Origin of the sequence: Streptomyces olivochromogenes (genome assembly GCF_001514115.1) — a bacterium.
GTDB classification, from domain to species: Bacteria; Actinomycetota; Actinomycetes; order Streptomycetales; family Streptomycetaceae; genus Streptomyces; species Streptomyces olivochromogenes.
The window spans coordinates 1-9,710 of sequence record NZ_KQ948508.1 but is presented as its reverse complement, the minus strand read 5'-3'; the positions used below and the strand labels follow the sequence as shown (position 1 = coordinate 9,710).

General features: G+C 67.5%; 12 protein-coding genes and 4 pseudogenes. 4 read left to right on the top strand and 12 right to left on the bottom strand.

Annotated elements, in window-relative coordinates:
• From AQJ27_RS51135 to AQJ27_RS51120, 4 genes are all read right to left on the bottom strand, one after another.
• The coding region (locus tag AQJ27_RS51135) for a VOC family protein (protein WP_133257782.1) at positions 1 to 345 on the bottom strand (345 nt) is incomplete at its 3' end.
• Between the two features lie 15 nt (positions 346 to 360).
• Positions 361 to 1,446 (bottom strand): alkene reductase, encoded by a 1,086-nt coding sequence (locus AQJ27_RS51130; protein WP_067385939.1) that lies wholly within the window; start codon positions 1,444 to 1,446, stop codon positions 361 to 363.
• Positions 1,443 to 2,111 (bottom strand): NADPH-dependent F420 reductase, encoded by a 669-nt coding sequence (locus AQJ27_RS51125; RefSeq protein WP_341866179.1) that lies wholly within the window; start codon positions 2,109 to 2,111, stop codon positions 1,443 to 1,445. Before AQJ27_RS51125 ends, AQJ27_RS51130 begins: the two co-directional genes overlap by 4 nt.
• Positions 2,112 to 2,131: 20 nt before the next feature.
• Positions 2,132 to 3,142, bottom strand: a complete 1,011-nt coding sequence (locus tag AQJ27_RS51120; RefSeq protein WP_067385937.1) for an alcohol dehydrogenase catalytic domain-containing protein — start codon at positions 3,140 to 3,142, stop codon at positions 2,132 to 2,134.
• A 107-nt stretch (positions 3,143 to 3,249) separates the two neighbouring features.
• Here AQJ27_RS51120 and AQJ27_RS51115 point away from each other — a divergent pair, with 107 nt between their 5' ends.
• A complete protein-coding gene (locus tag AQJ27_RS51115) occupies positions 3,250 to 3,858 on the top strand; it encodes a TetR family transcriptional regulator (RefSeq protein ID WP_067385935.1) in 609 nt (202 codons plus the stop codon).
• A gap of 122 nt (positions 3,859 to 3,980) precedes the next feature.
• Here AQJ27_RS51115 and AQJ27_RS60460 read toward each other — a convergent pair whose 3' ends face one another.
• Positions 3,981 to 4,103 (bottom strand): hypothetical protein, encoded by a 123-nt coding sequence (locus AQJ27_RS60460; RefSeq protein WP_268814664.1) that lies wholly within the window; start codon positions 4,101 to 4,103, stop codon positions 3,981 to 3,983.
• 48 nt (positions 4,104 to 4,151) lie between these two features.
• Positions 4,152 to 4,394, bottom strand: coding sequence for a hypothetical protein (locus AQJ27_RS51110; RefSeq protein ID WP_067385933.1), 243 nt, complete (start codon positions 4,392 to 4,394; stop codon positions 4,152 to 4,154).
• Positions 4,395 to 5,137: 743 nt separating this feature from the next.
• Between AQJ27_RS51110 and AQJ27_RS51105 the strand changes: the two genes are divergently transcribed.
• Positions 5,138 to 5,473, top strand: coding sequence for a MerR family transcriptional regulator (locus tag AQJ27_RS51105; RefSeq protein WP_067385931.1), 336 nt, complete (start codon positions 5,138 to 5,140; stop codon positions 5,471 to 5,473).
• Between the two features lie 153 nt (positions 5,474 to 5,626).
• Here the strand turns inward: AQJ27_RS51105 and AQJ27_RS56210 are convergent.
• The 4 genes and pseudogenes from AQJ27_RS56210 to AQJ27_RS51085 all read right to left on the bottom strand — a co-directional run.
• Positions 5,627 to 5,740, bottom strand: a pseudogene (locus AQJ27_RS56210) (DUF2267 domain-containing protein); the annotation flags it as partial.
• A gap of 384 nt (positions 5,741 to 6,124) precedes the next feature.
• A complete protein-coding gene (locus AQJ27_RS51095; protein WP_067385927.1) occupies positions 6,125 to 6,964 on the bottom strand; it encodes an RNA polymerase sigma factor SigF in 840 nt (279 codons plus the stop codon).
• A gap of 213 nt (positions 6,965 to 7,177) precedes the next feature.
• Positions 7,178 to 7,531 (bottom strand): PRC-barrel domain-containing protein, encoded by a 354-nt coding sequence (locus AQJ27_RS51090; RefSeq protein ID WP_067385925.1) that lies wholly within the window; start codon positions 7,529 to 7,531, stop codon positions 7,178 to 7,180.
• A 335-nt stretch (positions 7,532 to 7,866) separates the two neighbouring features.
• Positions 7,867 to 8,037 carry a hydrophobic protein gene (locus AQJ27_RS51085; RefSeq protein WP_067385923.1) on the bottom strand — a complete coding sequence of 57 codons (171 nt, stop codon included), beginning with the start codon at positions 8,035 to 8,037 and terminating at the stop codon, positions 7,867 to 7,869.
• 182 nt (positions 8,038 to 8,219) lie between these two features.
• Between AQJ27_RS51085 and AQJ27_RS54450 the strand changes: the two genes are divergently transcribed.
• Positions 8,220 to 8,396: a CsbD family protein gene (locus AQJ27_RS54450; protein WP_079065972.1), complete on the top strand. Its 177-nt coding sequence runs from the start codon at positions 8,220 to 8,222 to the stop codon at positions 8,394 to 8,396.
• Positions 8,397 to 8,684: 288 nt separating this feature from the next.
• Here the strand turns inward: AQJ27_RS54450 and AQJ27_RS61170 are convergent.
• Positions 8,685 to 8,729 (bottom strand): annotated as a pseudogene (locus tag AQJ27_RS61170) (hypothetical protein); the annotation flags it as partial.
• Positions 8,730 to 8,776: 47 nt separating this feature from the next.
• Between AQJ27_RS61170 and AQJ27_RS54440 the strand changes: the two are divergent.
• Positions 8,777 to 8,988 (top strand): annotated as a pseudogene (locus tag AQJ27_RS54440) (alpha/beta fold hydrolase); the annotation flags it as partial.
• Between the two features lie 311 nt (positions 8,989 to 9,299).
• Here the strand turns inward: AQJ27_RS54440 and AQJ27_RS51080 are convergent.
• Positions 9,300 to 9,688 (bottom strand): annotated as a pseudogene (locus tag AQJ27_RS51080) (ATP-binding protein).
• Positions 9,689 to 9,710: the final 22 nt, after the last annotated feature.

Sequence of the window (9,710 nt, the reverse complement as noted above, 5' to 3'; positions counted from 1 at the left end):
GGCACGGGGCTGCATGTACTCGAAGACGGAGCCGTCCGGGTGGCGGGCGACGATCCTGGTGCCGTTGGGTACTTCGTTGGGTGCTTCGAGGATCTCGGCGCCGGCCTTGCCGAGGGTGTCGAGAACGGGGGTCAGGGATTCGACGATGACGGTCGCGTTCTGCGAGACGTACTTCTCCAGCGGGCCGGAGTAGAGCAGGAAGGGTCCTACCAGTGCCAACTCCAGTTCGCGGTAGGGGAAGCGGCGGACTTCCGCGTCCCCGGCCAGGTCCTGGTAGAGAGGGATCGCGTCTTCGAGGTTCTCTACTTCGACGTTTGCGATCATTGCTCGGATGTTGCTGCTCACGGGGATCTTCCTTGCTCAGTTGGCGGTGAAGGCGGGGTAGTCGGTGTAGCCCTCGGCGTGACCGGCGTAGTAGGTGTCCCGGTCGCCGTCGGCCAGCGGGTGGCCCTGCGCGAAGCGCTCGACCAGGTCGGGGTTGGCGATGAAGGGCTCGGCGAAGGAGACCGCGTTGACGATCCCGTGGTCGAGGATCTCGTTGCCGAGGGCCTGGGTGAAGCCGAGGTTGGCGACGATGTTGCCCTGGTAGTGGGCGCGGTAGCGGGAGAAGAGGGCGATGCGCTCCTCGATGGTGCCGGGGGTGCCCAGGAGGTGCAGGTAGGCCAGGTTGCTGTCGTTGAGCTTCTTGAACAGCTGGTCGTAGTCGGCGAGTGTCTCCTCGTCCGCGGTGAACGTGGTTCCGTTGGCCCAGCCCGGGGACATCTTCACGCTGATGCGGTCGCTGCCCCACACGTCACCGACGGCGTCGAGGATGTCGAGGAGGAACTGGGCCCGCTTCTCGCTGCTGCCTCCGTAGGCGTCGGTGCGCTGGTTGAGACGTGGGTTGAGGAACTGCGGGATCAAGTGGGACTGCTGGGCGTGGATTTCCACGCCGTCGAAGCCGGCGCGGCGGGCGTTCTCGGCCGCATGGCGGTAGTCGGCGATGGTGGCGGCGATCTCAGTGGCGGTGTAGGCGCGCGGGGTGACGGTGTTCTTCGGGCCGGAGGGGGTGAAGGACCTCTCGCCGGGGTTGATGGCCGAGGGGCCGGCGGGCAGGCGGCCGCTGAGGTGGTCGGGGTGGGAGGCCGTGCCGAGGTGGCCGAACTGGGAGACGATCCGCCCGCCGGCCTCGTGGACGGCTTCGGTGACCTTCACCCAGCCGGCGGTCTGCGTGTCGGTGTAGATGCCGGGCGCGTGGATGAAGCCGATCGCGTCGGGGTTGACCCAGGTTCCCTCGGTGACGATCAGGCCGGCGCTGGCGCGCTGTGCGTAGTAGGTCGCGTGCAGGTCGGTGGGGGCCAGCTCGGCGTTCTGAGCGCGGGCGCGGGTCATGGGGGCCATGACGACGCTGTTGGGGAGCTCCAGCGCGCCGAGGCGGACGGGCTGCAGCAGGGGCTGGGTGGTCATGAGCAACTTCCTTGTACTGAGGGGTGGATGAGGAGGAGAGCGAGGAATGGGCGAGGGCCCGGCTCAGTCCTGTTTGAGGGCGTGGAGGCCGGAGAGTGGGCCTCCGAGCTGCATGAGGCGTCCGCCCTCGCGCAAGGAGCCGAGGTCGACGGGGGCGAAGCCGAAGGCGGCGGTGAGTCCTTGACGGTGGTCTTGGCGTCGGCGTCGTCACCGGCGAGGAACAGCACCTGGCGTCCGGCCTGGTGGCGCGGGTCGGCGGCGATGTACTGGCCGTAGAGGGTGTTGAACGCCTTGACGACGCGGGCTCCGGGCAGCAGTGAGGCGACGTGTTCGCTGCCGGTCAGCTCGCCCAGGTCGGCGATCTTCGTGTGCGGGGGCGGGGAGGCGAACTGGTTGGTGGCGTCGATGACGATGCGCCCGTCGAAGGGTGGCAGGCCGGCTATCGCGTCCGGGATCTGGGGCCAGCCGACTGCGAGTACGACGAGTTCCGCCGCGGCGGCTTCCTGCGGGGTGCCGACGTGGGCGAGCGGTCCGAGTTCGTCGGCGAGGCCGGCCAGGGAGGCGGGGCCGCGGCTGTTGCTCAGTACGGCCTGGTGGCCGTGGGCCACGGCGTGGCGGGCGATGGCCTGGGCGACGGTTCCGGCGCCGAGGGTTCCGATCTTCATGGCGGTGCCCTTCGTGGGGTTCAGGATGCGGGGCTGGTGAGCAGGACGGCTCCGCTCTTGCCGGGGCGGCGGACATGGTCGATGGCCTTCGCGAAGTCGGCGAGGTCGTAGCTGGCGGCGACCTCGAAGAGTTCCGGGGCGGTCGCGGCCAGACGGGCGGCGAAGGCGACGTCCTCGGCCCGTTCCTCAGGCGTGCGGGCGGCCATCCACTGGAAGATGGACGTGCCCCGCACGGTCAGGGCCCGCGGGGTCAGCGCGAGCGACTCCAGCGGCGTGCTGCCGGAACCGAGCTGTCCGTAGGTGATCAGCGTGCCGCCGTCGGTGAGCAGCCCGGCCAGTTCACCGGTCAGGGATCCGCCCACCGCGTCCAGTATGACCTGGGCACCCTGGCCGCCGGTCGCGTCCTGGACCTGAGTGCGCCAGTCCGCGTCGGCCGTCGAGATGGTCGGCAGTGCGGGGAAGCGCTGCCGCAAGGTCTGCGCCCCCGTGGCGCTGCGTACCAGGTTGACCAGCGGGATGCCGTGCTTGAGTGCTGCGGCGCTGACCAGCTTTCCCACCGACGAACCGGCGGCCGTCTGCACCACCGTACCGGCCTGGCCGTGCTGGGCGTCCTCGACCGCCCGCAGCAAGGAGAGCAGGGTCAGCGGGTTGACCAGCATCGAAGCTGCGGTCTCGTCGCTGAGGTCCTCGGGCACCGGCACCACAAGATCGGTCGGCGTCGTGACGAGTTCGCTCCACGCGCCCGGCACCGGGAAGAACGCCACCCGCTGACCGGGCCGCAGATCCTGCACACCCTCGCCGACGGTCTCGATGACGCCCATTCCCTCCACGCCGGGAATCCGTGGCGTGGCGAACCGCTGCCGCGGCCCACCCGGAAGGCCCTCCACTCCCGCCAGGTCGCCGGGGTGGATCGGCCGGGACAGCACCCGCACCTGCACCTGCCCGGCCGCGGGCGCGGCCGGGGCCGGCTGCTCGCTCAGGCGTAGTACCTGCCCGGCTTCTCCGTGCTGGTCGTAGGTGATGGCGCGCATGACGCTCTCCTTCCACGAATTATTGATGATGGGCATCATTGGAACTTCTGCTATGATGAGAGGCATCATTAAAAATGTCAAATCGAGAGCGACGCGAGAGGACGGCCATGCCGCGGATCACCAAGGAGAACAAGGCCCGCAACCGGCAGAACATCCTCGAAGCGGCGGGCCGCATGTTTCGCTCGCAGGGCATCGACGCGGTCGGCATCGCCGAGTTGATGAAGGAAGCCGGACTCACCCACGGCGGCTTCTACAACCACTTCGCCTCCAAGAACGACCTGGCCGTGGAGGTGTGCGGCGCCTCCTTCGCCGCCTCGCTTGGGGACCTGGCCCGGACGATCGAGGACGGTCCGGGCCAGGCCGGCTCTCCGCTGGAGCGGGTCGTGGCCGGGTATCTGTCCACCGCGCACCGTGACGCCCAGGACGGCGGCTGTCCCTCCGCCTCCCTAGTCACCGACGCTGGACGGCACAGCGAAGCCGTGCAGAGTGCGTACGCCGAAGGCATCGAGGGTTACCTCACCGGCTTCGCCGCCGAGTTCCTGCGCGAAGCCGAGGAGAAGGGCCACGAGCTCGACCCGGCCGAGGCCCGCCACAGGGCCATCCGCCTGCTCAGTGAAATGGTCGGCGCGCTGATGCTCGCCCGCGCCGTATGCCACGTCGAGCCCGAGCTCTCCGACGAGATCCTGCAGACCGGCCGCAGCCACGCCCTCGACTGATGCGACTCAGGGCCGCTGCGGGACGTGGAGCTGAGGCGTTCGCGAGAGACGGGCCGGCCCCGACGGGCGCAGGAATGGGCACGCACCCTACACAGCTGTTCGGCCTGACCTGGTTGAGGGCTCTACTCCTCCGCGCCGTCTTCGTCGAGCTCGATCGCGTCCGGGTCACGCAGCGGACGTAGGCCCTCGCGCGGCACGGAGGCGTTGAAGCTGTAGCGGCCCAGGACGATGAGTGTTCTTGCCAACGGCTGTACCGATGTTCCCCACGGCCGAGCTGGGCCCCTGAGCACGGTTCACGGGATCCGATTGGGCCGCAGCTGCGTCGGCAGTGCTCTGACCGGGGAGCTGGGCTGCGACAGCGCACCGCGCAGTTGCCGGTTCTCCACGGTCAGTTGGTTGACGGCACGGACGAGGTGATCGATATCGGTCTGCAACTGCCACAGCTCCTTGGCGTCCTTCGCGCGGGGTTCCTTCAGCTTGACGAGCTGCTTGCGTAGACGGATCTCGGAGTCTGGCGTCTTACAGCGTTGTGGCAAACCGGATCTTGTTCGAGCGGCAGCGGGTGATCATCTGGACGGAGGTTCGGGTGCGGTCGCGGGCATGAGGGAACGGGCCCCTTGGTAGTGACGCGGTTACGACACCAGCACGACCAAGGAAGCCCGTTGCCTGATCAGTTGAGCAGTATCTCTGCGCCTGCGTCCACTGCGGTCACCCCTGGGTGTGACTGCATGCGTCCCGTGACAGCTTTTCGGCATGCCTGGACGACAGAACACCGTCATTGCGGCATGCAGAAAATCTGTCATGGCGGGAGTAGACATTCGTGATCGCGGGGGTTAATGTCTTGCCCGTAGCCAGGAAGTCAGGAAGGCGCGGCAGACACGAAACTGCCGCGCACCAGCAGGTTTTGGCACGGCAGTAGAGCGGCGGGGCCGGAGGAATCTCGGGGTCCTCTCGCTGACTGCCGGGCTGGGCGGCTCACAGGGGCCGCCAGCAGTAACGCAGGTGCAAGAGATGGATCAGGAAGAGGAGAAGGAGGCAAACGCCATCAGGATCGCCCGGGCAAGGACGTAGTCGGCCCGGGTACCGCAGGCCCCGGAACGGAAGGTGGTCCCACGGTCACGCATACGCGATCCCCGCACGTATTTCCCTCTCCCGGGAGAGCGGGCGGAAACAGAAGGCCGGCACCGCAGTAGGCCGGCAGGTGGTGTTCAAATCCTTCGGGGCCCTGGTGCCGTACGGCACCAGGGCCCCCCGATGCGTTCCCACGACAGAGGTGCGAATGACCGCAGAAAACTCTCTGAGTCGTCTCGATGACGACGACTACCCCGCCTACACCATGGGTCGGGCCGCCGAAATGCTCGGCACCACACCCGCCTTCCTGCGGGCGATCGGTGAAGCCCGCCTGATCACGCCCCTGCGCTCGGAGGGTGGCCACCGCCGTTACTCCCGCTACCAGTTGAAGATCGCCGCTCGCGCTCGCGAACTCGTCGACCAGGGCACTCCGGTCGAGGCTGCCTGCCGCATTGTCATCCTCGAAGACCAGCTCGAAGAGGCCCGGCGCATCAACGAAGAACACCGGGCCGGTGTCGAACCGCGCCGCACGGCGGATGCCTGACCCGCAGGCCATGGCAGCTGGCGGCACGTCTTCTCATGACTTCACACGGCTGTTGGCGCCCGCACAGGGCTCCGGCGGCGACATCGCCGGAGCCCACCGTAAGCCACGTCCTGAGCTACGGCTGCTGTCCCCGCTTGTTCCCGCCCGGAACGGTCAGGCGGCCTGGGTGAGTTCGGCGCGGCCGAACAGGAGCGCGTATCCGGACGGGAGCTGGGTGAGGATGCGGTCCAGGAGGCCGGGGCCGGTCAGGCGGCCGACGACGGCGAGCTGTGCGTGACCCCCGCCGGACGTAGACACCTGGCCCAGGTCTGTGAACGGCGCGACCAACTTCTCCTCCAGGCCCTCGACAGCATGCCCAGCCACCAGCGCACCGCACTGACCAGAGGTCTTGCCGGACTGCAGCAAGCACTGATCGACCAGCCCATGCTCCGCCTCGTCCCCTAGGACTCCCCACCCGCGCCGACGCCACGAGACTCAGCCCGGTCCCCCCAGCATTCCGGTACACCGGCCCCCCAGATTTGTCCGCCCAAAGATCCACACGGGAGGTAGAGGAAGGCGCCCTCACCGACATGCCGTGACGCGAACCGGTGGTGTTTCCCTCCCTGGTGGGGGGGGAGGGAAACACCACCGGTTCGCTGCGGGCCGCTGCGGTCAGCTGGTGGTGAGCATGCCTTCACGGAGCTTGACGAGGGTGCGGTTGAGGAGGCGGGAGACGTGCATCTGGGAGATGCCGAGCTGTTCGCCGATCTGAGCCTGGGTGAGTTCCTCGACGAACCGCATGTGGATGATGCGCCGTTCCCGGTCGTCAAGCTGGGCGATCATCGGGGCGAGGGAGTTGAAGTCCTCGACGAGTTCGAGAGCGTTGTCATCGATGCCGATGAAGTCGGCCAGCGCCGCTTCGCCGTCCTCGCTGGAGCTGATGGTGGCGTCGAGGGAGGAGGAGTTGTAGCCGTTGGAAGCCAGACGCGCTTCGTTGACCTCCTCCTCGCTCAGGCACATCAGCTGCGAGAGTTCCTTGACGGTGGGCATGCGCCCCAGCCGGCTGCGGAGTTCCTCGGTGGCTTTGGCGAGCTGGATGCGGGCTTCCTGCAGACGGCGGGGGACGTGGACCGCCCACGAGGTGTCGCGGAAGAAGCGCTTGATCTCACCGACGATGTAGGGGACGGCGAAGGAGGTGAACTCGACCTCGCGGGACAGCTCGAACCGGTCGATGGCCTTGATCAATCCGATCGTGCCGACCTGGACGATGTCCTCCATCTCGTCCTGGCCCCGACTGCGGAAGCGCCCGGCCGCGTACTGGACGAGGGACATGTTCATCTCGATGAGCGTGTTGCGCGCGTACTGGTACTCGGGCGTGCCCTCTTCCAGAACGCTGAGCTGGTCGAAGAACAGCCTGGACAACTGCCGAGCGTCCTTGGGGGCGACCTGCGACGGGTCCGCGATCTCGGGCAGCACCACGGTCCGTGCCTCTGCCGTCTTCGTCACTGTCATGTCAGGCCCCTCCTGTTGCGATCCAGGCTTCGTGTCACCGGCCCCTTGTGCGGCGGCAACAGACGGCGTACCCGGGTTCGAAGAATGCATGCCAGGTGATTTTAGAGCGGACCCAGCGCACCCGGGTTTTGCCCAGCGGGCTGGTCTGGGCCGCGAGAGGTGGGGCCCGCCGGAGCGTCTCCGGCGGGCCCCACTTCCGGGGTGGTGCTGAGGTCAGGCGCGTCGGTGGTTCTGGTAGTAGCCGCCGACCTGCTCGTGGTAGTCGGCGTCGCCGACGTGCTTGTCCTTGTCGAACTCGGGGGAGTCCTTGATCTGGGCCTTGGTGAGGTCGACGTAGATCTTCCGCTCGGCCAGGTCAACCGTTTTCACGGTCCCGGCGGGCAGCAGAACGTGCTTGCCGAAGATCCACACGCCGGTGTCGACGACGAGGTAGGCGGAGCTGACGTCGTCCGAGTGCTTGTCGACCTTCCCGATGCTGCCGTCGGTGGCCTCGACCTTCCATCCGGTCAGGTCGTTGCCCGCGGTGTAGCCGGTGGTCGGCTGGTAGCCCCAGATGTTGTCACTCATAAAGAACGGCTCCCTTGTCGAGATTCCTTGCTGCTGCCGCAGCAGAATTGCGGAGTTATAGACGTCATCGAATTCGGTGACGCTTCCTCAGGAAGCCGGGTTCCCCGGCCTCCCGGACCCCACACATCATGCCGAGAAGAAATGCGGATGGCCGGAGGTGCCGTGCTGGAGGCCACGGTTCCTGGCGTCACGGCCACCTCCGGCCATGACCTCCAGGTACCCCGAAGCGGCAGAATCACCACTTTCATCCCTGTGGTAACAGGAAAACAGGAAACGGGTGGGGCCCGACGCCGCGGCGTCGGGCCCCACCCGTATGGGTGCGCTGTTCAGGCGGCTTACCAGCGGTACCAGCGGCCGCGCTTGCCACCGCTTGCTGTGGGACGGATCACGAAGCCGAGGACCCACACGATCAGCACGATGACGGCGATCCACCACAGGGCCTTGAGAGCGAAACCGGCACCGAAGAGAATCAGGGCGAGCAGAAGAACAAGAAGAATAGGAACCATAGTTATCAACCTCCGCCCCCTCGTGTGCCCCGCGTGGCGATCCCCATTCCTGCGGACCTCGCGTACTTCATAGAGAGCCCGGAGTTGCGAGGAGTCCGTGCGGCGGCCTTCCGGTTTAAGAGTGGAATCCAGGGCGACACGGAGGGTGAAACTTCCTTCAAGCGAGACAGGAGTGAGGGGTTGTGGCTGCGGACGAGAAGGCTCAGGCCAAGGGTGAGCAGGCCCGGGGCAAGATCAAGAAGGTCGTCGGTGATGCGGTCGGCAACGAGTCCCTGAAGGCCGAGGGTCACGGCGAGGAGTCCAAGGGCGACCTGCGCGAGGCCAAGGAGAAGGCCAAGGACGCCGTCAAGCCCAAGTAGGCGCACCACTTCTGATCCCGGCAGCCACGTCCGTGGGCTGCCGGGATTTGTGCTGTCCTGCCCCCAGCAGCCGAACAGATCCGCTTGGCGCACGTGATGAGGTCGGGTCCGATGCACACCCGTGCACGGGGCGCCGTGCCGACGCCGTAATGACGTGAATCTCACGCGGTACTGCTGCCGGGTTGGATGGTGAAGACCTGGTCCAGGCCGACAACGGTGAGGATGCAGGGTGTTGGCGGGGACGGCGGCCAGGGTCATGTCTGCGTCGGCGGCTTGGGCGCGTTGGCGGGCGGCGAGGAGAGCGGTGATGCCGGTGGAGTCGCAGTACTCCAGGCCGTACAGGTCGATGACCAGGTCCTGGCCCGGGCCCAGATGGGCCGGTGGTGGTGCTGGCGCACGGGTTCGGCTGTGATCAGAACATGTGGCGGCTGGCCGTGCCCGCCCTGGCCGAGCGGTACCGGGTGGTGCTGTTTGACTACGTAGGCTCCGGCGGCTCGGATCCGTCGGCCTCAGCCCCGAGCGGTACTCCTCGCTGAAGGGCTATGCCCACGATGTGGTGGAGATCTGTGAGGAGCTGGACCTGCGGCGAGCCCGGCCAGTGACCGTCACATTGTTCCTGCTGCGGAGATCCATACCGCCATACTCCCACCCAGCGGCAAGCGGACTTCGGCCGCCGTCCGCGAAGCGCGCAGCCCAATCCCGCAGAGCGCCGCGGGACCGGGCACCTGGTGTTCTGCCGCCTCCCCCCTTCTGGCGTGCCTCGGCGGCGGGTCGGTGCGGGCAGACGTCAGCACCCGTCCATCCGGAAGATGCCCCCTTAACCGCGGAATTCCAGGTCTGAGCCCCGCATGGTGCTGTACGTGAAAGCGGGCCGGTCATGCCGTCGGTGCTGGCGTCTAGGTGCTACCGGTGAAGGAGAGCGCTGACGGTTTTGCCGCCGGCGGCCTGGCGGGTCACGGCGGTGGCGTGGGCGAGGTGGTTGACCATGGGCCAGCCGAAGTCTCCGGTGCCGCCGTTCAGGTCGGGGTGCGCATGCGCGGCGCCTGCGGACTGCGGTCATGCACGGCTACTTCGATGCTGTCCGGGTGCGCGGTCAGGTCCAGGGTGCAGGTGCCGCCGCCGTGGCGCAGGGCGTTGGTGACGAGCTCCGAGACCACCAGGACCACGGTTTCGGCAGCCTCCGCCGCGACCGCCGGCACGAGCCCCTCGAGGAATTCCCGGGTGCTCTCGCGAGCGTCGGCAACGGATGTCGTGGAGCGGACGGCTGCGGCGCTGACGCTCATCGTGTCCATCAGGTCCCCCCGGTTTTGAGAT